This is a genomic window from Streptomyces rubellus, from assembly GCF_036323805.1.
Taxonomy (GTDB): Bacteria; Actinomycetota; Actinomycetes; order Streptomycetales; family Streptomycetaceae; genus Streptomyces.
Window position 1 is genome coordinate 262,099 of sequence record NZ_JAZDCX010000006.1, and the last position, 20,975, is coordinate 283,073.

A 20,975-nucleotide genomic window follows, 5' to 3' on the forward strand; every position below is an offset into this window, starting at 1 on the left:
GGCCCCGGGCCTCGGGGTTCCAGGGTTTTCCAGGGAGGTCCGGGGTCCGGCGGTACGGTCAGCAGGACGGTGAGGGCGAGGGGGACGGACTGGCGAGGGCCGTCAGGGCCTTCCGGGCGGCCGCCTCCGCCGCCAGGGCGCGGAAGGCGTCGCCCAGGACCAGGTCGACCTCGCCGCCCTCGCGGCCGACCGGCCTGACCACGGCGTCGGGGAGCTGGGTGAGCAGGACGTCGAACGCGCCGCTCCGGTACGCCTCCGGCGGGCCCATGAGCAGCCCGGTCTCCTTGACCTTCTTGTCGAGGGAAGCGGGCGCGTTGGCCACCTCGCCGATCTTGAAGCCGCGTTTGCGCAGCTCGTCGGCGGTCTTCTTGGCCAGGCCGGCACGGGTGGTGGCGTTGTAGACGTTGACGGTGACGGCCGCCGGCCTCGGCGGCGCGCCGGTGCGGGTGGGCGTCGGCGCGGGCCGCGCGGTCCCCTCGGCACCCTTGGCGTTCTGTGTCTTCCCGGCTGTCCCGGCTGTCCCGGCTGTCCCGGCTGCCCCCGCCGTTCCGGTGCTTCCGGCGGTCGGGGACGCCGTACCGCCCGGCACGCAGCCCTGCCCGGCCGCCGCGGTGCGGACCGTGCGGCGGCCGTCCGTGAAGACGTCGACGAGCTGGACCGTCCCCCAGGAGAGCACCCCGACGGCGGTGACGGCCGCGGTGGTGGCGACGACGATCCTGCCGCGCCTGCGCGGACGGCGCATGCGCGGGTAGCGGTTACCCGTGACGCGGTACCTGCCGCCCATGCCGGGGGGAGTGAGCATGCTCATGGGCGCAGCGTAGTGCGGGTACGCCACAATGCCTACCAGATGATCAATGCTATCGGCGCGGTCGGCCCCGAAAGGGGCAACGGCGGGCACCCGGGCACGTTCCGGAAGCCTGTTCCGGCGGGTGCGTGCGGGTGAGGCGTGCCGGTGGCCGTCAGTCGAGCTCGAGCACGCGGGCGTGGAGCACCTGCCGTTGCTGGAGGGCCGCCCGTACGGCCCGGTGCAGACCGTCCTCCAGATAGAGGTCGCCGTTCCACTTCACGACGTGCGCGAACAGATCGCCGTAGAACGTGGAGTCCTCGGCGAGCAGGGTCTCCAGGTCGAGCTGGCCCTTGGTGGTGACGAGCTGGTCCAGGCGCACCGGGCGTGGGGCGACGTCCGCCCACTGACGGGTGCTCTCCCGGCCGTGGTCGGGGTACGGCCGCCCGTTTCCGATTCGCTTGAAGATCACACGGAAAGCCTACCGGTAGGGCGGCGCCGGGCGCAGCCTTCCGCCGCGCCCGGCGCCGCCGTACCGGAATACGACCCGCCGGTACGGGTGTGCCGCCGGGCCGCCCCGCGGGGGGCACCCGGCGGCACGGCCGTACCGGTCAGCCGGTCAGCCGGTCAGCTGGTGAGCTCGTGGCTGTGGTCGTGCAGACCGCCGCCGCTGCCCGCCGTGCCCGTGGTGGGCTCCGACGGCACCTCGGCGCGCAGCGAGTCCGTGTCCCAGGCGTAGGTGCCGACCGCGTCGGCGATCACGTCGACGTTGATGTCCAGCGCCTTCCTGTTCACATTGCCCAGGTCGTCGCACTCCTGGTGGTAGCACTTGTCGTACGCGACCCCGGGCTCGCCGCCCCACAGGGCGGCCTCCTCCTCGCTCTTGATGCCCTCGGCGCCGGTGAAGGTGCCGCCGGAGGGGATGCCGACCTCGATGAACGGGCCGTAGTCGGACCGGCCGCTGAAGTCGGTGCCGCGCGGCTCGTGGCCCCGCGACCGCAGGAAGTCGTTGATCGCGTGCTCCAGCTGGGCCGAGCCCTCGGGGCCGGGGCCGGCGCCGACGCCGTCGGAGTCGTCGCCGTCGTAGACGAACAGGCCGTAGTTCGGCGAGGCGATCATGTCGAAGTTGAGGTAGAGGGCGATCTTCCCGCGCTCGGCCTCGGACAGGTTGGCCACGTAGTGCTCGGCGCCCTGCAGGCCGACCTCCTCGGCGGACCACAGCGCGAAGCGCACCTTGTTGGGGTGGCCCCGGTGCTTGCCGTGCTTGCCCTTGCCCTTCTCGGCCTTGGCCAGCTGGAGGGCGACCTCCAGGATGCCCGCCGAGCCGGAGGCGTTGTCGTTGATGCCGGGGCCGTCGGCGACTGAGTCCAGATGGGCGCCGAGCATCACCACGTTGTCCGGGTCGCCGCCGCGGGTCTCGGCGATGACGTTGGGCGTGCTGCGGGTCTCCTGGAACTCACGGACCTCCAGGTTGACCCGCACCTCGCCCGCGGCGGCCGCGGCGGCCAGCGCCTCGCCCTCCTCCTGGGTGGTGCCGCCGGTGGGGACGCGGCCGGCCGAGGCGTCGCCGAGGGTGCCGTTGAGCTCGCCCTCGGCGTTGTTGTAGATCACCGCGCCGACCGCGCCCGCGTCGGCGGCGGTGGCCTGCTTCTGGGCGAAGGTGCACCCGCCGCGCTGGATCAGCGCGACCTTCCCGGTGTAGTCGCCGGACGCGTAGTCCTCCGGCTCGCAGCCGGTGGTGCCGTCGGCCTCCACCGGCACCACCGCCAGGGCCGCCTCGATGCCGCCCTCGGGGGTGCTCGGGGTGTACGTCATCAGCTTGACCGGCACCTCGCGCTCGTCGGGCCCGAGGACGGTCAGCCGCTCCGCGAGCGTCTCGCGGTAGACGAAGTCGAAGTTCTGGTACGTGACCTTGTAGCCGGCCGCCTTGAGCAGGGTGCCCGCGTACCGCGCGGACCACAGGTGACCGTCGGTGCCGGCGGCGCGGTTGCCGTCGTTGTGGTCCGCTATCGCCTGGAACGCCTTCAGGTGCCGCATGGCGCCGTCGCCATCGGCCATCCTGACCAGCTTCCGCGCCAGCTTCTCGCCCTGTTCCGCCGGGGCGGGCCGGGCCGCCGCGGGGCCGGCGGACGCGGCGATCAGCAGGGGGGCGGTGAGGGCCGCGGCCGAGACGGCCGCGACGACCCTGCGCTTTCTGCCTCTGTGAGGAGGTGCGTGCACGGGAGGATCCTTCCGGTGCGGTACAGGGGGGACAGAGTTGTTCGGCGTGGGGGATTGCGTGTCCGGGTTACGGACACGGTGCAAGGGAAGGTAGCGACCGAACGGCGCCGTGGGAATGCGTGGCGCGCAAGTCGACCGCTTTGGCCGAAGTGCCCTGTTGGTGCCGGGAGTTCAAACCGCCCGTTCTTGTGAGCCGGGACACCCGGATGCCCCCGGAGGTGTTCTCCGGACTGTTCTCCGGGCCCGCCTCCCGATCCGCCTTCCGGGTTTCCGGGTTTCTGGGTTTCCGGGCTTCCGGAGGTCCCCGGGGCGTCAGGGGTTTCCGGCCCGCTCCGCCCCGCCCCGGCCGGTGCCGTCCGGCTCCGGCGGGAACCACCGGTCGAGCAGCGCGTTGCGGAAGACGCCCGCCGGGTCCCGGCGGCCCAGCAGCGTGCGGAAGTCCGTCCAGTGCTCGTAGGCGGCGGCCAGCGCCTGTGGTGCCGTGCCGGACAGCTTCCCCCAGTGAGGACGGACGCCGAACGGGGCCAGCGCCTCCTCGATCCGGAGCAGCACGGGCCCGACGGCGGTGGTGTCGGGGATCCAGGTGAAGTGGAAGGCGACGCTGTCGCGGCCGTGGGCGGGGCTGAGCCAGTGGGGGTCGGCGGCGACGGTGCGTATCTCGGACACCTGCAGCACGGGTGCCAGCAGGTCCCCGAGCTCCCGCAGCGCGGCGACGGACTCGGCGGCCCGGGCGGCGGGCACGAAGTACTCCGACTGCAGCTCGTCACCGACACTGGGCACGAAACCGGCGCGGAAGTGCGGCAGCCGCTCGTCCCACGGTCCGGGCACGCCCCCCTGCTCGGTGGCGTTCTCCACCGGCATCCCCTCGATCGGGTGACGGGGGCCGTCCGCGGGCCGGGCGCCGGTCCAGGCCAGGTCGGGGCGCGGGTCGCCGGCCCGGTGCTTGACCCACACGCGCGGCGGGCCCGACCAGTCGGTGAAGACGCTGACACTGTACGCGGCGCCCAGTATCCGTCCGGCGTGCTCGGTGAGCACCGGCCAGGGCAGCCCCTCGTACACGTACTGCTCGATCTCGTACGCCTCGACCGCCTCCACGGTGAGGGCGGTGACCACCCCCAGGGCGCCGAGCGAGACCACGCTCCCGAAGAACTCGTCGGAGGGCTCGGGGGCGGCGCCGCCCGGACCGCCGGTGCCGCGCGTGACGGTGACCGTCTCCCCGTCCGCCGTGAGCAGCTCCACGGACCGTACGGCCGCCGCCAGCGTGCCCCCGGTGTGACCCGAGCCGTGCGTGCCGGTGGCGTACGCCCCGGCCAGGGTGAAGTGCGGGGTGGACGGCAGGTTCGGCAGGGCCAGCCCGTGCCGCCGCAGCACCGGGCACAGCTCGCCGAACCGTGTCGCGCCGCCGACCCGGACGGTGCGGCTCGCGGTGTCCACCTCGGCGGTGCGGGCGCCGGGCAGCGCGTCCAGGGCGAGCAGGGCGCCGGTGGTGTCGGCGATCCGGTTGAAGGAGTGCCCCGAGCCCAGCACCTTCAGTCGGCCGCCCGCCGCGGCCGCGTCCGCCACCAGGTCCCGGAGCCGGCCGGGCGACGCCGGGCGGTGCAGGGTCCGGGTGGTGAACTCGACGTTCCCCGCCCAGTTCGTCAGCGTCGCGGCCATCGTGCTCTCCCTGTGCTCCCGTACCCCGTACCCCGTACCCCGTGCTCCGGGCACTGCGGCGCCCGGCCGTGCGAGCGTACGACATGCGTACGGGCCGGTCCGCGGTGCGTGCCGGCCGCGGCCGGGGGCAGACGGGACCGGTGGGAAGGACCGGTGAGAGGGCCGGTGGGAAGGGAGGTCGGCCGGAGTGGCGGACAGGGCACTGGTGCTGGGCAGCGGCGGGTTCGCCGGCGGGGCGTGGCAGGTCGGGGTGCTGGCCGGGCTGGTGGAGGCCGGGGTGGACCTCGCCGGTGCCGATGTGGTGATCGGCACGTCGGCGGGGGCGGTGGTCGGTGCCGGGCTGGTGGCCGGGCGGCTTCCGGAGGAGCTGGTCGATGGGGAGCCCGGGCCGGACGGGCCCGCCTTCGCGCCGCGCGTCACCCCCGGACTGGCCCTGCGGTTCCTGCGGGCCCAGTTCGGCGGCCCGCGCACCCCGCGGGCGGTGGCACGGCGGCTGGGGCGGATGGCGCTGGCCGCCCGTACCGTGCCGGAGGCCGAGACGGTGGCGGCCGTCGCCGCGCTGCTGCCGGTACGGGACTGGCCCGACGGGCGGCTGCACGTCACCGCCGTGGACGCGGAAACCGGCGAGCCGGGCGTCTTCCGCTCCGGCGGCGGGGCCGACCTGCCGCGGGCGGTCACCGCGAGCTGCGCCCTGGCGGGGCTGTGGCCGCCGGTCGCCCTGGGCGGGCGGCGGTGGATCGACGGCGGTGTGTGGTCCACCGCCAACGCCCATCTGGCCCGGGGGTACGACCGGGTCGTGGTGCTCGCCCCGCTGACCCGGGCGTTCGGGCCGGGCGCCACCGCCGGCCGGCAGGCCGACCGGCTGCGGGTGTCCGGGGCGCGGGTCGCGCTGGTCACCCCGGGGGCCGCCGTCCGCCGCGCGCTGGCCCGCAACCCCCTCGACCCGGCCCGCCGGGCGGCCTGCGCGCGGGCGGGACGCGCCCAGGCCGCCGCGTGCGCGCGGGCCGTGGCCGAGGTGTGGCAGGAGGGCTGAGCGGGGCCCGGTCGGGCCCGGCCCGTTACGCCGCCGCCTTCTCCTTCTTCCGCTGCCCGTCGCTCTCCCAGGGCTTGAGCAGCACCTTGGTCCAGCCGTCCTCCCGCCGGTCGAAGCGCTGGTAGGCGTCCGGGGCCTCGTCCAGCGGGACACGGTGGGAGACCACGAAGGAGGGATTGGCCCGGCCGGAGACGATCATGTCGCGCAGCTGGCGGTTGTACGCCTTGACGTTCGCCTGGCCGGTGCCCATGCGCAGGCCCTTCTCGAAGAACCTGCCGATCCGGAACAGCAGCTCGCCCTTCTGCGCGCTCTCGCTGGGACCGCCCGGGTCCTCCGGGACGTACAGCCCGACCACACCGAGCATGCCGGTGGGGCGCACGGACTCGACCAGGTTGTTGAGCACGATCGCGGGCTGCTCCTCGCCCTCGGCCACCGTGGCCTGGTAGCCGACGGCGTCGATGCCCTTGTCGGTGCCCTCGCCGCCGGTCTGCTCCTTGATCTGCTCGACGGCGTCGGCCTCGCTGTAGTCGATCGGGGTGGCGCCGATCCGTCCGGCCAGCCGCAGCCGGTCCGGCTGGCGGTCGACGACGAAGACGCGGGAGGCGCCGCGCAGGACCGCGGAGTAGGCGGCCATGAGGCCCACCGGCCCGGCACCGTACACGCACACCGTCTCACCGGGGGAGACCTGGGCCAGCTCGGTGGCGTGGTAGCCGGTGGGGAAGATGTCGGCGAGCAGGGCGAAGTCGTCCTCGTGCTCGTCGCCCGGGGGCAGCTTCAGGCAGTTGAAGTCGGCGAACGGCACCCGCAGGTACTCCGCCTGCCCGCCGCGGTAGGGGCCCATCGACACATAGCCGTAGGCGCCGCCCGCGAAGCCCTCGTTGACGGTCAGGCAGAAACCGGTGTTGCCGGCCAGGCAGTTCCTGCAGAAGCCGCAGGCCACGTTGAACGGCAGGACGACCCGGTCGCCCTCGCGTATCGAGGCGACACCGGGGCCGGTCTCCACCACGACCCCCATGTTCTCGTGGCCGAACACGATGCCCGACTCCGCGCCGGTGCGCCCCTCGTACATGTGCAGGTCGGAACCGCAGATCGCGGACGTGGTGACCTTGATGACCACATCGGTGGGGTCCTCGATCCGGGGGTCGGAGACCTCCTCCACGGCCACGGTGTACGGCTCCTTGTAGACGACGGCCTTCACGGGTGCCTCCTTGTTCTGCCTTGCTTCTGCCTTGCTTCTGCTGTTCGGCAGCCGGCTGCCTCGGCGCGGGGCCCGTTACGCGGATTTTCGGCAGGAAATCCACCTGTAAGCCCCAGGATGTTCCCGGGTGTCCGTACGGCGGTCGGGTGAAACCTTCCGGGCGGGGCGGTGCGGGAGGTTCCGCTCCGGAGCGCACCGGGGGCGTGCGGCCACTGGAAAACCAGGACATAACCGCTAATCTGGTGTGTGCCGCCTCGCGATCGGGAGTGATGCCCGTGTACTCGGTGCCGCCCCGACGCGTGCTGGTGGCGACCGACCTCTCGGCGGAGGCGGGGAAGGCGGTGGAACGCGCGGCCTCCCTCGCCGCCGACTGCGGCGCGGATCTGCACGTGGTGTACGCCGTGCCGCCGCAGACGGCCCCGGAGCTGCTGGAGTTCGCCGGCTCCGAGCTGCGCTCCCACCTCCAGCGGTACACCCGGGCGGCACCCGGCGGGACGGCCGTCACCGAGGTGCGCTCCGGCCACACGGCCCCGGTGATCCTGGACGAGGTGGCGGAGGCGGACGCGGACCTGCTGGTCGTGGGGGCCCGCGGAGCGGACGGACGGGCCGGCGTCCCGGTCGGCGGCACCCCGTGGAACCTGGTGCGGGCGAGCGGGATCCCGATGCTGCTCGTCAGGGAACCGCCCGCCACCGCGTACCGCACGGTCCTGCTCGCCGTGGACGGGACGGAGCCCTCCCGTGCCGCGGCCCGGCTCGGCACCGTGCTGTTCCCCGGCGCCGGTCACCTCCTGGCGCGCTCCTGTCCCGTACCCGGTGAGAGCCTCCTCGCCCACCAGGGAGTGGACGAGGAGGGGCTGCGGCAGCTGCGGAACGCCGTCACCGAACAGGTCCGCCCCGAGGTCGAGCGGCTGGCGGACGGGCTGGACCCGCGGCCGGTGCGGGTCCTGGTGGTGCCGGGGCGTCCGCAGGACACCGTCGCGGAACTGGCCGGGACGGAAGAGGCCCAACTGGTGGTGGTCGGCACCGGGACGCAGTCCGGTCTGGGACACGCCCTCCTCGGCAGCGTCGCCCGGCATGTGATGGCCTGGGCGCCGTGTGACGTGCTGGTCGTCCCCGGGGCCGGAACCGGGAGGTGACCGCCGTGGCTCCGGCCCTCCTCCTGCCGGTGCCGCAGCGCCGCGGCACCGGCAGGAGGAGGGCCGGGACCGGCCGGGAGTGAACGGAGGCCGAGGCCATGGACCCGCACGACTTCACCCTCGTCGCCGCCGTGCTCGGCGTCTCCGCCCTGCTGGGGATGGTCGCGGTCCAGCTGCGGCAGCCGCTGATCGTCGCCTTCATCGGGGTGGGCATCCTGGCCGGCCCCACGGGCACCGGCTGGGTGGCGGCCGACGGCACCGTCGAACTGCTCGCCCGGCTGGGCATCGCGGTGCTGCTGTTCCTGGTGGGACTCCGGCTCGACCTGCACCTGGTGCGCACCACCGGCCCCGTGGCACTGGCCACCGGACTCGGCCAGGTGCTGTTCACCTCGGTGTTCGGCTTCCTGATCGCGCTGGCGCTGGGCATGGACGCCGTGACGGCGCTCTACGTCGCGGTCGCGCTCACCTTCTCCTCCACGATCATCATCGTGAAGCTGCTGTCCGACAAGCGCGAGCTGGAGCAGCTCCACGGCCGTATCGCGGTGGGCTTCCTGATCGTCCAGGACATCGTCGTGGTGCTGGTGATGATCGCGCTGACCGCGTTCGGGCAGCGCGCCGGGGGCACCGGCGGCGGCATGGCCCTGGAGGTGGCGCTGGTCCTCGGCAAGGGGCTGGGGCTGCTGGCCGGGATCGCCCTGCTGATGCGCTACGTCCTGCCGCCGCTGCTGCACCACATCGCCCGTTCCCAGGAGCTGCTGGTGCTCTTCGGCGTGGCCTACGCCGTGGCGGTCGCCGCGCTGAGCGAGTGGCTGGGCTTCAGCTCGGAGGTCGGGGCCTTCCTGGCCGGGGTCTCCCTGGCGAGCACCCCCTACCGGGACGCGCTGGGCGCCCGGCTGGTCAGCCTGCGCGACTTCCTGCTGCTGTTCTTCTTCCTCGAACTGGGCGCCCGGCTGGAGTTCGACGAGGCCGGCTCACAGCTCGTCGACGCGCTGGTCTTCTCGGTGTTCGTGCTGGTCGGGAACCCGCTGATCGTCGTGCTGATCATGGCCGCCATGCGGTATCCGGTACGGGTGGGCTTCCTGGCCGGGCTCACGGTCGCCCAGATCTCGGAGTTCTCCCTGATCCTCGCCGCCCTCGGCTACGGCCTCGGGCACATCGACGCCGGGGCCGTCAGCCTGATCACCGTCGTCGGACTGGTCACCATCGGCGGCTCCACCTATCTGATCCTCTACTCCCACCAGCTCTACCGGCGCCTGGAGCGCTGGCTGACGCGGCTCGACCGAACCGCGGGCCACCAGGTGCGGGCCGGCCGGGAGGAACCGGAGGTCGACGTCATCCTCTACGGGCTGGGTCGTTTCGGCGGCCCCCTGGCCGACCGGCTCAGCGGCTCCGGGCACCGGGTCCTGGCGGTGGACTTCGACCCGCACCGGGTGAAGCGGAACCAGCGGGAGGGCGTGACGGCGGTCTTCGGCAGCGCCGAGGACGTGCACTTCCTGGAGAACCTGCCGCTGGCCCGGGCCCGCTGCGTGATCAGCACCATCCCCCTGACGGACACCAGCCGGGCCCTGCTGCACGGGCTGCGGCACCACGGCTACCGGGGGTACGTCGCCCTCACCGCCCACACCCCGCGCACCGCCGAGCAGCTGCGCACGGCGGGCGCGGACCTGGTCATCGAGCCCTTCGACGCGGCGGCGTCGGAGGTGGCGGAGTCGGTGGAGGAACTGCTGCGGAGGTGAGGGGACGGCGGGTACGCCACGGTGTCCAGCGCCGGTACGCGGTCGCCGCCGCGTACCACGGTCACCGGCGGCCCCGGGTACGGCCGCCGTCCCGGGAGACGCGCAGGGTCATGCGGCTGTCGTCGTTCACGCCGGTCCTCCGGTGTCCCCGCCGGGCGGGGCGGGCTGCCGGAGCCGGCCGGCGACCAGGACCACGACCGTGGCGCCGGTGCACAGCAGCGCCGGGATCGCGAACATGGTGCGCTGGTCGTACTTCCGCAGCGCCTCGTACTCCTCCCGGGAGATCTCCACCCGCTTCCGCCGGTCGCCGTGGTCCGTGGCGAAGTAGCGCCCGCCCTCGGGCTCCCGGGGGGACAGGCCGCCTCCGCCGAGCGTGCTGCTGAAGGCCAGGGCGGCTCCCGCGGCCACCAGCACGGCCAGGAACGCCCACACCGCGTGCGGGAGGGAGCGCAGGGCGAGCCACTGCAGCCGCCGGTCGTACCCGGCGCCCACCCCGGCGTACACGCCGCGGAGGACGGCGGCGGCGAGGAGCGGGAGCAGCGGCACGGCGAGGGCGGCGAGGGCGGCCTTCCCGTCCCCGAGCACCGAGGGGCCCGGCAGCAGGGTGAGTGCCGAGGCCGCCAACAGCACGACGCCCAGCAGGAGGGTCGCCCCCGCGTGGACCCTGAAGCTCGGTCCCATGGCGCCCACCCCCCCCCGACCGTTCGGCGTCCAAGCGGGCAAAGACTCGCACACCGGGGCGGAGGCGGGAACGGAGGTCTCCACCTGTCGGTCCGTGACCATGTGTGCACGGGCGGGTGGCGTCGCCGGACCACGGACACGGTCCGTGCCGCCGGACGCGGCGGGTACACGGGCGGCCAGGACGTCCACAACCGTCCGGGGCGCCCGCGGTGACCGGGTACGGGTCCGGGACTCGTCCCCACTCACCGATGAGGAATGGTGTACCTGGCGACACCCCCGCTCCGGTGCGTACGCCCAGTGTGGCCGCCCGCCGCCGGCCGTAGCGTCTTCGGTGTGGCGCAGGGAGCGCCGGTGAGCGGGAGGAACGACCATGTGGAACCGGAGTCGCAAGGGCAGAGGGCGGGCGTCCGCCGCCGGGACGGGTGCCGGGGCGGGCGAGGCACTGCGGCTGGTGGGGATCACCCGGACCTACGGGGCCGTCGGCGCCGGCGGCGGGGTGCGGGCGCTGGACGATGTGTCGCTGAGCCTGCGGGCCGGGAGCTTCACCGCCGTCATGGGCCCCTCCGGATCGGGGAAGTCCACCCTGCTGCAGTGCGCGGCCGGGCTCGACCGCCCGGACCGCGGGCTGGTCGTGGTGGACGGCGCGGAGATGACGGGCCGCGGCGAGGCCGAGCTGACGCGCTTCCGCCGCACCCGGATCGGCTTCGTCTTCCAGCAGTACAACCTGCTGCCCACCCTCACCGTCGAGCAGAACACCGTCCTGCCGCTGAAGCTCGCCGGACGGCGCGTGGACCGGGGGCGGGCGCGGGAGATCCTCGGCCGGGTCGGCCTCGGGGACCGCCTGGCCCATCTGCCCGACGAGCTCTCGGGCGGCCAGCGTCAGCGGGTCGCCATCGCCCGGGCGCTGGTCACCGAGCCCGCCGTGATCTTCGCGGACGAGCCGACCGGCGCGCTGGACTCCCGCAGCGCGCGGGACGTCCTGGCGCTGCTGCGGGACACCGCCCACATCCACGGCCGGACGGTGGTGATGGTGACGCACGACCCCGTGGCCGCCTCGTACGCCGACTCGGTGCGGTTCCTCGCCGACGGCCGGCTGGCCGGTGAGCTGGTGCGGCCCACCGTGGACGCCGTCGCCGAGCGGCTGGCCCACCTGGGCGACGACGGCCATGCTGCCGGTACCGTCGCCTCCGCCTACGACGCGCCGCTGGGGGTGTGAGCGATGTTCGCACTGGCCGTACGCTCCGTCCGGAAACGTCCCGGACGCTTCTTCGCCACCCTGCTGGCCACCTCCCTGGGTGCCACGCTCATCATGACCTTCGGTTCGCTGCGGGATACGGCGGACGCCGCCGCCGTCGGCGCCGGCGCGGAGACGCTCGGCACCGTCGGGACCATGGTCGGCGGCTACGGAGCGCTGCTGGTGTTCTTCTCCGTCGCCTCCACCCTGACCGTGAACGTCCGGCAGCGCGCCGCCGAGCTCGCACTGCTGCGCAGCATCGGTGCCACCCCGGGGCAGATCCGGCGGATGGTCGTCGGCGAGGCGGCCGTGCTTGCCCTCGCGGGGGTGCTGGCGGCCGTGGTGCCCGCGGTGTTCGGAGGCCGGCTGCTGCTGGAGATGTTCAAGGACAGCGGGCAGGTCGCCCAGGGCGTGGACCACGCCTTGGGGCCCGTGGCGCTGCTCTCGGGCATCGGTGTCACCCTGCTGGCCTCGGTGGGCGCCGCGTTCCTCGCGGTGCGCCGGGCGACCAGGGAGGCCGCCGGGAAGCGCGGGCGCTCCGGCCGGGTTCGGACCGTCGTGGGCTGCCTCATTGTCGCGGCCGGTACGGCGGGAGTGCTCGCCACCTTCGGGATGGACGCCGAGGAGCCCGCGCTGATGGCGGCCCCGGGATACGGCGCGATCGTGCTGTCCGTCGGCTTCGCGCTGCTCTCCCCGGTGCTGCTGCGCGGTCTGCTGGCCATGGCGGGCAGGCCGGTCGCGGCGCTCACCGGCGCGAGCGGACAACTGGCCGTGCACAACATGCGCAAGGGCGCCGAGCGGCTGTCCGGAGTGCTGATGCCGATGACCATCTTCGTCGGGCTGGCGACGGCGACGCTCTACATGCGGGCCATCCAGAACGACGTGCTGACGCCGTCCGGCGTCACCGTGACGGCCGAGGACGAGAACATGGAGACGCTGAACACGATGTTGGTCGGCATCATCGTGGTCTTCGCCTGCCTCATGCTGATCAACAGCCTGTACGCGGCCACCACCCACCGCCGTTCCGAGTTCGGCCGGCAGCGGCTGGCGGGGGCCACCCCCGGACAGGTGATGGGAATGGTCGGTGTGGAGACGCTGGTGCTGACGGTGACCGGGGTTTTCCTCGGCACGGCCGCGGGGCTCGCCGGGGTCACGGCCTTCAACTCTGTCCTCACCGACTCGACCCTGCCCACCGCGCAGGGCCCGGGAATCTGGCTGGTCATCGTGGCGGTAGCCGCGGTGGCCACGCTGGTCACCGGCCTGAGCACGGCCCGCCGGACGCTGGGCGTCCCGGCGGTGCGGGCGGCGGCGGTGGCCGCCTGAGCCTCATCCGCACCGCACCGCACCGCCGCGGCCGGCCGTCCCGTACGGCCGGCCGCGGCGCGCTCCGCGTCTCCGGCGGTTCCCCGGCTCCACCGCCGGCCCGTCGGCGCCAACTCCCGTCCGGACGGCCGGTTTTCGCTCGCTCCTCACCCTTCGCACCGGCTCCTTCGCCGGGCCGCCGATAATGCGCGGGTGAGCACACCCGTCGTTCCCCTGCCGTCCGAGTGGACACCGTCCGGCGCCCGTCCCTGGCGGTCGGCGGACACCGGGCGCTGGCTGGCCGCCGCCCCGGCGCGCTGGGCGCATCCCCTGTGGTCCTTCCTCGCGCTGTTCGCCGCCGCCGTGTGGTGCACGGCGGCGGCGCCCCTGCCGCGGTGCACCGCGGCCGAGCCCTGCGGCGCCGACTGGTGGGGCCTGGCGTTCACGGCCGTTGTCCCGCTGACCCTGTACTGGATCTGGCGGCAGCCGCGGTGGGCCCTCGCCGGGCTCGGCGCGATCCTCGCGGGCACCGCGGTGGAGGAGGGCCTCGCCGGCCTGCTGGATCCGCCGGGGCTCGCGCTGTCGGCCGCCGCCGCCTGGACGGCGGCGGCGCTGCTCCACCGGCTGTCCGCCGCGGAACGGCGGCGGCGGTACGCCGAGGGGGCCGCGGGTCCCGCCGGCCACCCGCTGCCGGCCGCGGCCCGCACCTTCCGGCGCGGCCGGTTCTCCTTCGGGATCGCCGCGCCGCTGCTGGCGGCGGCCGGGTTCGGCCTCTGGCAGGCGGATGGGGAGATCGGCGCGTACGAGAGGTGGGCGGCCGGCGCGGAGCGGATCACCGCCACGGTCACCGGGGTGGACGAGGACGACGGGGGCGCCTCCGTCCTGACGGCCGACGCCGGGAGCCGCACCTACCGCGTGGAGACCGGCTACCCCGGGGACTATCCGCCCGGCACCGCCGTGGAGCTCCTGTCCGGCGGCGGACGGCTGCTCCTGGCCTCGGAGCCGTACGACGTCTTCGGCTGGGAGCTGCTGGTGCTGGCGGCCGGTGTGCCGGGGGTGGCGTTCGCGGTCAACGGGGCGGTGGGGCGGCGGCGTTCGGTCCGGCTGCGCCGGGGGCGGGTGCCGGTGCTGCGGGTGCTCGTCCGCGAGGGGCAGGAGGACGCGAGGACCTGGGTGTACGCGGCGGACGACCTCACCGCCTCCGCGCCCGTGCTGCACTTCCACTCCCTGCACTCCTTCGAGGACGACGACGGGGAGGACGACGGGGAACACGGGGACGGCGACGACGAGACCGGCGCGGACGGCGCGGACGGGCTGAACCTCGCGGCCGAGGACCTGGCGGAGGCGAAGCGGGAACTCGGCCGGGAACTGCGGGAGATCGCCGACGCGTGCCGGGGCACCGGCCCCGCGCCGCCGCTGCGCGAGGCGCTGCTGTTCGGTGCCCCGTACCCGGGCGCCGAGCTCGCCTTCCTCTCCGCGGACGGCGGTGAGCCGACCGTGGAGTGCAGCGTCACCCCCGCGAAACCGGCCGGTTCCGGCCTCCGCGACCTCCTGGGCACCGGCTCCCGGTCCCGGACCGGGCCCCGCAAACGCGCGAACGTCCGCCGCCCGGTGGAGGAGGTCGCCGCCGCCATGGCACCGGCGGACGGTCCGCGGACCTGGTCGGCGGACTCCGGCTCCCGGGCCCTCGGGCTGTTCCTGCTGGTGCTGGAGGGCGGCTTCACCTGGGCCGTTCTCGGTGACGGCCCCTCGTGGATCTCCTGGCAGACGCTGATGCTGGTGCTGGGCCTGCGCTGGCTGATCGGCTCGGTCTCCACCGCGTTCGGCTGGCGGGTCACGGCGGACCGCGGGGGCCTGTGGGTGACCGGCGCCTGGCGGGTGCGCCGCGTCCCGTGGGAGCGGCTCGGCGCCGTCCAGCACACCGCGGACCGGCTCCGCTTCCGGCTGTCCGGTGACGAGACGCTGGACCTCTCGCCCGTGGGCGCGGGCCTGCTCGGACGGCGGACCGGAGGCCGTACGTCCGCCGCCCGGGCGGCGGAGGAGATACGCGTCCTGCTGCACCGGCCCGGGCTGCGTCCGGCCGGGGACGCCGCCCCGGCCGAGCAGGGCATGCCGCTCGGCCCGGTCGTCGTCGCCCTGTCCGCGCTGTGGGCGGCCGCCGTCCTGCTCCTGCTGTGAGCGCGGGCCGGGCCGTCCGGCCGCCGCTCAGCCGCCGTCCCGCCGCCAGAGCAGCACGGCGGCGACGGCCAGCAGCGTCAGCGCCGCCGCGTCGATCCGCGTCACCCGCGCCGTCGCGCCGCCCAGCCCCGGGGTGAGGTACGCGAACAGCAGGAAGGACCCCATGCTGGCCGTCCCCGCCACCACGGCGGGGACGGTCAGCGGCGGGAGGAACGCCGCGCCGACCAGGGCCAGTCCGACCGGTCCCAGCAGGACGGCCCGGTGCCGCAGGAGTACCGTCAGATCGGCGGAGCCGGGACCGTCCACCGGCACCCCGTACGCGGTGGCGATCCGGGACGGCGCGAACGCGACGAGACCGGGGAGGAGATTCACGGCCCCGACGGCGAGGAGGAGGGCGGTCGCGGCACGGTCCAGCCACATGTCGGTCCTTCCGGAGAGCGGATGAGGATGGTTCGGATGCCGGTCAGCATGTCCGCCGCGCGGCCGGTGCCGCTTTCAGAAACGTGCCGTGACCGGGCCGTGCTGTGGCTGTGGCCCGGTCAGGCGCTGTACGTCGGCCCGTCCCTGGCACTGGACGTCCACTCCGGTTCGGTGAGCTGTCTGGCGGTGGGCGTCGACGGGCCGTTCACGGTCCGGCCGGCCGACGGCGCTCCCCGTACCGTCCGCACCGCGCTGGTGGCGGCCCGGGTGCGGCACCGGATCACGGCCCACGGGGACCGGATGGCGTTCTGCTATCTGGACCCCGCCTCGGCCCGGGAGCGGGCGTGCCGGAGGCTGACGGACGGCGGTGCCGCGCTCGCCCTGGACCACCGGCACGAGGCCGCACTGGCGGAACTGGCCGCGGAACTGGACCCGTCCGCCCCGGCGGGCCGGGCCCGGGCGGTACCGGAGCACGCGTGTCCCCGGACCCGCGTGCCCTGACCTGGACTTGGGCGGCGACGGGTCCCGGAAAGGGGCACGGGAACCGGTTCGCCCGCCGCCCGCACGGTCCGTTCGGCCCGTCCGGGGAGTACCCTGGAGAAACCGAGGATACTTCGCGCATCGGCCTCCAAGCCCATGTCGTTTTCGGCGATCGAATACGCCGGGCCGGTCCCGACCGGTCCGGGGCAGGGTTCGCGTCATGACTGCGACCGTTCATCACCCGCCGACACTCGAAGACCGGCCCCCTTCTCCGCGCCTGTCGCTGGCTCCGGCCGGTTCCGTACCGGCTCCGCTGGACGGCGCCTGGTGGCCGCGCTCCCGTGATCTCGGTGCGGAACTTCCCGCACTGACAGCCGTGCTCGATCCGCTGTGGGGGCGGATCACCCGGGTCACGGTGAACCCCACCCACTGGCCGGCCGTCCCGCGCAGGGTGCCCGTCGCCGGGCACGTGGTGAAGGCGGGCTGGTTCCTGGCCGAGCAGGACCCGCACGAGCTGGTGCTGCTCTCGTACCGCGTGGGCCGCTGGAACCTGCTGGTGGTCCCGCCGCGGACGGCCCCCGCTCCGGCCGCCTGGCTGATGCACGCCGCGAGCGACCCACTGGGCACGTCGACCGCGAGCGAGTTGATGGAGAAGGCGGCGTGTCTGCGGACGGCGGCCGAGGCGGACCGGGCCGTGGAAGCGGTCTGGGACTCCGAAGGGGGGTACGAGGCCCGCGGTCCGGCCTCACGTCCGCGGATCCCGGCGGTCACCGCCGTGACGCCGGATCAGCCGGAGGCGGTGTGAGGACCGCGGGGACCTCACGCGACCGTGGCCGTGGTCCCGGCGATGTCCGCTCCGAGCGTGTCCCCCGCCCACCCGCCCGACTCGCGGCACAGTGAACGCGTCGCCGCCCTCCACCTCGGCCGGTCCGGGACCGGTGCCGCCGGTTCCGCGGAAGGCGCGCGGCAGGGCCGGAGCGAGCGGCACCCGTGACCGTCGTGACCGTCACGAGGGGGAACGGCTCCGGCACCGGCCCCGCACCCGGAAGGCAGTGGGGTGAGCCTCGTGCTCCCCGCCGGGCTTCCGGCCGTCCCGCCGCCCCGGGCCACAGACCGTGTCCCGGCAGGAGGTCCCGGTCCCCGGCGGCACACCGGCACATGGACACGGGGCCCGCGGGGATCGGACCTCTCGTCCGGGCCCGGGCGCGTCCCCCATCCCGTACGACCGAGCCGGCCACCGCGCCCGGGGACCCGGGCTGCCGGACCGGCCGGTTACTCCGTCATCACGCACACCCCGTATCGGCGGTACGCCACGAGGGCCTGCCCGGTCCTGCCGCGCGGCGCTCCGCGGCGGGCCGTCCGAACCGAGGAGCCATGTCCCTTCCCCAGCTGAGCGTCTACCGGCACGACCACGGCACCCGTGCACTGATCACCCTGGCAGGAGAGATAGACCTGGTCACGGCCCCGCTGGTGCGTACCGCACTGGCCGAGTGCCTGCGCGACGGCGTCCGTACCGTCGACGTCGATCTCACGGCGGTCACCTTCTGCGACGGCAGCGGACTCAACGCCTTCCTCGCGGCGTCCCAGCTCGCCACCGATGCCGGAGTGATCCTGCGACTGCACTATCCGCCACCGGCCATCGCCCGGATCATCGGGATCACCGGCTCCGGCTTCCTGTTCCACCCGGTTCATGTCGTCCGGGAACCGTCGCTTCAGGCCCCCGCCGCCGCGGGCGGTGCGCCGTGACGGTCCCGCCCCGGCGGGAACAGCCGCCACCGGGCGCGGGAAACACACCGCTCCGTGCGAACGGGGTACGCCTGTGCGGGGGCTGAGCCGCCGACAGGCCGAACCCCCGCGGGAGGGCCTGCCGGATCCGCACGCGCGGTCCTTCCACGGGTCCTCCCGCGCGCGGCGGACGAGGAGTGCCGGAGCCGGGAGAGGCTTCCGCGGCACTCGCCGGCGGTGCCCGCGGACACCCCGTACGGCGGGGGATGTGGCGGCCGGGGTCCGGAGGCGGTCACGGACTCACGGACGCCCGGCCGGTGGCGGATACGGCGGCCGCGGACTCGCCGGACCACGGTGTGCGGGCACGGGCACGGGCGCGGGTGCGAAGGAGCCCGGAGCCACCGGAACCGGGACCGGGCGCGCGTTCACCCGGAGGACCCGGCGGAACGCTCCGGGAGCCGGTGCTCACCGCCGGGACCGCCGTCCTCCCCGGCGAGCCACGCGCCGAGCATGGTGCCGACCAGTTCCGCGATCCGCAGCTGCGCCGGTGTCACGTCCGACGGGAGGCGCCTGGCCTCCTCCAGGCCCGGCCAGCGCGCCCGGCCCGTCTCCGGGTCGACCTCGACCGGGGGGTCGTAGCCGTCGTGCTCGATGCCGGCCGCGCGCCTGGCCTCCTCCATGGCCTGGTAGTGGGCGAAGTACCGGGCGGCGAGTTCCCCGACCTCCGGGTCCTCCGGGCCCGTGAGCGCCTCTGCGGCCCGGTCCAGGCGGTCCTGCTCGGCGCGCAGCTTCTCGTCGGTGGCGAGGAGGCCGAAGTCGGCGGCCTGGAGAGCGGCCCGTTCGGGGCCGAAGATCCGCTCCGTGACCAGCAGGTCGTCGAGCTGGTCCGGCCGCAGCGGACCCGCGCCGAGCCGTTCGAGCACCTCCCCCACGGCGGGGGAGAGCAGCCCGACGTCACTGTCGGCGCTGCGCAGGCGGCGGAGCACCTCGCGCTGTGCGCGGACGGCCGCCTCCTTCTCCGCGAGACCGTGGTCGAGGGCTTCGAGTACCGCCTGCCGGGGCCGGTGGCCGTCCGCCGTGAGCACGGTCCGGATGTCGTCCAGACTCAGCCCGGCCTCCGTCATGCGCCGGATCCACAGCAGGCGCACGATGTCCTCGTAGCCGTACCGGCGCCGGTCGTCGGTGCCGCGCCCGGGCTCCGGCAGCAGGCCGATCTGGTGGTAGTGCCTGATGGCGCGGGGTGTGGTGCCGACCAGGCCGGCGGCCTCCCCGATCTTGACGGTGCGGCGGGGCACGGGGGGATCGAAGGTCATCGGGACACTGCCTTTCGTTCGCTGCCCCCACGACAGCACATGCCGTCACGTCATCTGCAAGACGGCGGCGGGCACCGGGGACGGCCGGCGGCGGGTCGTGGGCGCGGCCGTCGGCGGGTCCCGCGGCGGACCGACCGTGACAGCGGTTCTCCGGTCGGAGGGACGGAATCCCCGACGGCACTGGCACTCCAGGCCAGGCGCCGCACGGGCGGGACGAGTGTCAGACCGGCTCGCCGAGGTCCCGCGCGATCCAGCCCGGCGCGTCGAGGCGCACCGGCTGAGCGCCGACCAGGTCCGCCAGGTGCTTCTCGAGGCTCGCGAGCTCGTCGGCACCGATCCGCTGTTTCCACTGGTCGCGCAACTCGTCAAAGACCGACTCGCCTTGTCGCAGCACTTCGTGGCCGAGTGGGGTGACGTGCAGGCGCTTGCGACGGGCGTCGAGGGGGTCGGTGTCCCGTGCCACGTATCCGCGCTCCTGCAGCACCGTGATGGTCTTCGCCGCCGCCTGCTTGGAGACCGACAGGCGCCGCCCGAGTTCTGAAGCGTTGTCCGCGCCGGCGGCGATGGCTCGCATGGCGAAGTCATGGACAGGACGCACGTCCTCGTAGCCGCGGCGGGCCAGCTCGGCGGTCACGGCGTCCACCAGCGAGCGAAAGCCTCCGAGCAGGAGCAGTGCGAGATCAGCGCCGGATCGTGACATGGAAGAAGACTACGGCGGCCTCGGACTGGACATCGACAACCTTGTTGTCTATCTTATTGGACAACTAGGTTGTCTGATTGAGGAGAATGATGGACGCCGCACTTCCGGGTCCCACGCTTGCGGGCACCTCCCGCCACCTCGCGGAGGTCAACGGGACTCAATTGCACTACGCAGCGGCGGGAACCAGTGGATCGCCAGTCCTCCTGGTCCACGGGTTTCCCGAGAGCTGGTGGACTTTTCACAAGATCATCCCGCTCCTCGCGGAGAGCCACCGAGTCTTCGCCGTCGACCTGCGCGGCTTCGGGGACTCCGGCAACGGGCCGGGCGAGTACGACAGCAGGACCTCGGCCGAGGACCTGCACTTTCTCATCGAGCAGCTCGACGTCGGCCCGGTCCACCTGACCGGGCAGGACATCAGCGGAGCGACCGTCTTCCGCCTGGCGGCCACCCACCCGCAGGACGTACGCAGTCTCACCGCGATCGAGATGGGCCTGCCCGGATTCGGCCTCGAAGCGCTGGCCGACGTCACCCGCGGTGGCACCTGGCACATCGGTCTCCTCGCCGCACCCGGCATCCCCGAGATGCTCCTGGCCGGCCGCGAGCGGGAGTTTCTGGGACAGTTCGCGTTCCCCGCCATGAACGCGACCCCAGGAGCCATTGCCGACACCGACGTCGAGGAGTTCGCCCGCACCTATTCGCGCCCCGGCGGCTGGCGCGGAGCGATCGGCCTCTACCGGTCGATGCTCAGGGAGGGCCCCGAGATCAAGGCTCTTGCCGGCACGCACGGCCTGACCGTGCCGGTACTCGCGGTCGGCGCGGGCGGAGGTCCCTTCACGGTTGACACCATGTCCCGGGTCACAGCAACCGAAGTGAGCTCGGTGTCACTCGACGGTGTGGGTCACTACGCCGCGATGGAGGCCCCTGCGGAGCTGGCGAAGGCCATTCTCGAATTCATCGAGGACCTCGACGCCCTCTAGTGTTCTTACCGCACCGGTTCGCCGATCGCGTCAGCGACGAAGGGGCGTCCGCCCCAGCGGATGCTCCCGGGAACCTTGGCAGAGCGGGCGGCGGACCGGTCCTCCCCTCCGTCTGCCGAAGAGATGGCATACGGCGTGCCACAACGCTGGCAACAGGGCGGCGCTCACCGTGGTGCCGCTGCCGGGAACGGGTGCGTGGGTG

19 protein-coding genes are annotated in these 20,975 nt (G+C 74.2%); 10 read left to right on the forward strand and 9 right to left on the reverse strand.

Translation table 11 applies throughout. The annotated features are described in order from the left end of the window. Positions 1 to 58: 58 nt before the first annotated feature. The 4 genes from V1L54_RS09685 to V1L54_RS09700 form a co-directional block, all read right to left on the reverse strand. Positions 59 to 808 carry a LytR C-terminal domain-containing protein gene (locus V1L54_RS09685; RefSeq protein WP_330117493.1) on the reverse strand — a complete coding sequence of 250 codons (750 nt, stop codon included), beginning with the start codon at positions 806 to 808 and terminating at the stop codon, positions 59 to 61. Positions 809 to 959: 151 nt separating this feature from the next. Beyond that, complete coding sequence (locus V1L54_RS09690; RefSeq protein ID WP_031508611.1) at positions 960 to 1,256, reverse strand: type II toxin-antitoxin system VapB family antitoxin; 297 nt, start codon at positions 1,254 to 1,256, stop codon at positions 960 to 962. A 155-nt stretch (positions 1,257 to 1,411) separates the two neighbouring features. Next, a complete protein-coding gene (locus tag V1L54_RS09695) occupies positions 1,412 to 3,004 on the reverse strand; it encodes a M28 family metallopeptidase (RefSeq protein WP_330117494.1) in 1,593 nt (530 codons plus the stop codon). A 312-nt stretch (positions 3,005 to 3,316) separates the two neighbouring features. After that, the gene (locus V1L54_RS09700; RefSeq protein ID WP_330117495.1) at positions 3,317 to 4,660 is read right to left on the reverse strand and encodes an FAD-binding protein; all 1,344 of its coding nucleotides are present in this window, start codon (positions 4,658 to 4,660) and stop codon (positions 3,317 to 3,319) included. Between the two features lie 187 nt (positions 4,661 to 4,847). Here V1L54_RS09700 and V1L54_RS09705 point away from each other — a divergent pair, with 187 nt between their 5' ends. Continuing rightward, the gene (locus tag V1L54_RS09705; protein ID WP_330117496.1) at positions 4,848 to 5,693 is read left to right on the forward strand and encodes a patatin-like phospholipase family protein; all 846 of its coding nucleotides are present in this window, start codon (positions 4,848 to 4,850) and stop codon (positions 5,691 to 5,693) included. A 25-nt stretch (positions 5,694 to 5,718) separates the two neighbouring features. On the opposite strand, the gene V1L54_RS09710 is transcribed toward V1L54_RS09705, so the two are convergent. Beyond that, positions 5,719 to 6,891, reverse strand: a complete 1,173-nt coding sequence (locus tag V1L54_RS09710) for a glutathione-independent formaldehyde dehydrogenase (protein WP_330117497.1) — start codon at positions 6,889 to 6,891, stop codon at positions 5,719 to 5,721. Positions 6,892 to 7,160: 269 nt separating this feature from the next. Here V1L54_RS09710 and V1L54_RS09715 point away from each other — a divergent pair, with 269 nt between their 5' ends. Next, positions 7,161 to 8,027 (forward strand): universal stress protein, encoded by an 867-nt coding sequence (locus V1L54_RS09715; protein ID WP_330117498.1) that lies wholly within the window; start codon positions 7,161 to 7,163, stop codon positions 8,025 to 8,027. Between the two features lie 98 nt (positions 8,028 to 8,125). Then, positions 8,126 to 9,763, forward strand: a complete 1,638-nt coding sequence (locus V1L54_RS09720) for a cation:proton antiporter (protein ID WP_330117499.1) — start codon at positions 8,126 to 8,128, stop codon at positions 9,761 to 9,763. 126 nt (positions 9,764 to 9,889) lie between these two features. Here the strand turns inward: V1L54_RS09720 and V1L54_RS09725 are convergent, their stop codons facing one another. Beyond that, a complete protein-coding gene (locus V1L54_RS09725) occupies positions 9,890 to 10,444 on the reverse strand; it encodes a hypothetical protein (RefSeq protein WP_330117500.1) in 555 nt (184 codons plus the stop codon). 370 nt (positions 10,445 to 10,814) lie between these two features. Between V1L54_RS09725 and V1L54_RS09730 the strand changes: the two genes are divergently transcribed. The 3 genes from V1L54_RS09730 to V1L54_RS09740 all read left to right on the forward strand — a co-directional run bounded on the left by V1L54_RS09730 (position 10,815) and on the right by V1L54_RS09740 (position 15,158). Beyond that, a complete protein-coding gene (locus tag V1L54_RS09730) occupies positions 10,815 to 11,660 on the forward strand; it encodes an ABC transporter ATP-binding protein (RefSeq protein ID WP_330117501.1) in 846 nt (281 codons plus the stop codon). A 3-nt stretch (positions 11,661 to 11,663) separates the two neighbouring features. After that, on the forward strand, positions 11,664 to 13,001 hold the full coding sequence (locus V1L54_RS09735) for an ABC transporter permease (RefSeq protein WP_330117502.1): 1,338 nt from the start codon (positions 11,664 to 11,666) through the stop codon (positions 12,999 to 13,001). A gap of 192 nt (positions 13,002 to 13,193) precedes the next feature. Continuing rightward, the gene (locus tag V1L54_RS09740) at positions 13,194 to 15,158 is read left to right on the forward strand and encodes a hypothetical protein (protein WP_330117503.1); all 1,965 of its coding nucleotides are present in this window, start codon (positions 13,194 to 13,196) and stop codon (positions 15,156 to 15,158) included. A gap of 27 nt (positions 15,159 to 15,185) precedes the next feature. On the opposite strand, the gene V1L54_RS09745 is transcribed toward V1L54_RS09740, so the two are convergent. Then, positions 15,186 to 15,578 (reverse strand): hypothetical protein, encoded by a 393-nt coding sequence (locus V1L54_RS09745; protein WP_330117504.1) that lies wholly within the window; start codon positions 15,576 to 15,578, stop codon positions 15,186 to 15,188. 36 nt (positions 15,579 to 15,614) lie between these two features. Between V1L54_RS09745 and V1L54_RS09750 the strand changes: the two genes are divergently transcribed. From V1L54_RS09750 to V1L54_RS09760, 3 genes are all read left to right on the forward strand, one after another. After that, positions 15,615 to 16,079, forward strand: a complete 465-nt coding sequence (locus V1L54_RS09750) for a hypothetical protein (protein ID WP_330117505.1) — start codon at positions 15,615 to 15,617, stop codon at positions 16,077 to 16,079. Between the two features lie 199 nt (positions 16,080 to 16,278). Further along, a complete protein-coding gene (locus tag V1L54_RS09755; protein ID WP_330117506.1) occupies positions 16,279 to 16,863 on the forward strand; it encodes a DUF5994 family protein in 585 nt (194 codons plus the stop codon). A 569-nt stretch (positions 16,864 to 17,432) separates the two neighbouring features. Further along, a complete protein-coding gene (locus tag V1L54_RS09760) occupies positions 17,433 to 17,804 on the forward strand; it encodes an STAS domain-containing protein (RefSeq protein WP_330117507.1) in 372 nt (123 codons plus the stop codon). Positions 17,805 to 18,208: 404 nt separating this feature from the next. On the opposite strand, the gene V1L54_RS09765 is transcribed toward V1L54_RS09760, so the two are convergent. Next, positions 18,209 to 19,096, reverse strand: a complete 888-nt coding sequence (locus tag V1L54_RS09765; RefSeq protein WP_330117508.1) for a MerR family transcriptional regulator — start codon at positions 19,094 to 19,096, stop codon at positions 18,209 to 18,211. Positions 19,097 to 19,316: 220 nt separating this feature from the next. Then, positions 19,317 to 19,796, reverse strand: coding sequence for a MarR family winged helix-turn-helix transcriptional regulator (locus V1L54_RS09770; protein WP_330117509.1), 480 nt, complete (start codon positions 19,794 to 19,796; stop codon positions 19,317 to 19,319). Between the two features lie 89 nt (positions 19,797 to 19,885). On the opposite strand from V1L54_RS09770, the gene V1L54_RS09775 reads away from it, so the two are divergent. Continuing rightward, positions 19,886 to 20,773: an alpha/beta fold hydrolase gene (locus V1L54_RS09775; protein WP_330117510.1), complete on the forward strand. Its 888-nt coding sequence runs from the start codon at positions 19,886 to 19,888 to the stop codon at positions 20,771 to 20,773. The last annotated feature ends 202 nt before the right edge of the window (positions 20,774 to 20,975 follow it).

Bases quoted from the DNA above. Each gene is read 5' to 3' on its own strand.
- V1L54_RS09685 (WP_330117493.1), bottom strand. From the start codon at position 808: ATGAGCATGCTCACTCCCCCCGGCATGGGCGGCAGGTACCGCGTCACG.
- V1L54_RS09700 (WP_330117495.1), bottom strand. From the start codon at position 4,660: ATGGCCGCGACGCTGACGAACTGGGCGGGGAACGTCGAGTTCACCACC.
- V1L54_RS09715 (WP_330117498.1), top strand. From the start codon at position 7,161: ATGCCCGTGTACTCGGTGCCGCCCCGACGCGTGCTGGTGGCGACCGAC.
- V1L54_RS09720 (WP_330117499.1), top strand. From the start codon at position 8,126: ATGGACCCGCACGACTTCACCCTCGTCGCCGCCGTGCTCGGCGTCTCC.
- V1L54_RS09725 (WP_330117500.1), bottom strand. From the start codon at position 10,444: ATGGGACCGAGCTTCAGGGTCCACGCGGGGGCGACCCTCCTGCTGGGC.
- V1L54_RS09730 (WP_330117501.1), top strand. From the start codon at position 10,815: ATGTGGAACCGGAGTCGCAAGGGCAGAGGGCGGGCGTCCGCCGCCGGG.
- V1L54_RS09735 (WP_330117502.1), top strand. From the start codon at position 11,664: ATGTTCGCACTGGCCGTACGCTCCGTCCGGAAACGTCCCGGACGCTTC.
- V1L54_RS09745 (WP_330117504.1), bottom strand. From the start codon at position 15,578: ATGTGGCTGGACCGTGCCGCGACCGCCCTCCTCCTCGCCGTCGGGGCC.
- V1L54_RS09750 (WP_330117505.1), top strand. From the start codon at position 15,615: ATGCCGGTCAGCATGTCCGCCGCGCGGCCGGTGCCGCTTTCAGAAACG.
- V1L54_RS09755 (WP_330117506.1), top strand. From the start codon at position 16,279: ATGACTGCGACCGTTCATCACCCGCCGACACTCGAAGACCGGCCCCCT.
- V1L54_RS09760 (WP_330117507.1), top strand. From the start codon at position 17,433: ATGTCCCTTCCCCAGCTGAGCGTCTACCGGCACGACCACGGCACCCGT.
- V1L54_RS09765 (WP_330117508.1), bottom strand. From the start codon at position 19,096: ATGACCTTCGATCCCCCCGTGCCCCGCCGCACCGTCAAGATCGGGGAG.
- V1L54_RS09770 (WP_330117509.1), bottom strand. From the start codon at position 19,796: ATGTCACGATCCGGCGCTGATCTCGCACTGCTCCTGCTCGGAGGCTTT.
- V1L54_RS09775 (WP_330117510.1), top strand. From the start codon at position 19,886: ATGGACGCCGCACTTCCGGGTCCCACGCTTGCGGGCACCTCCCGCCAC.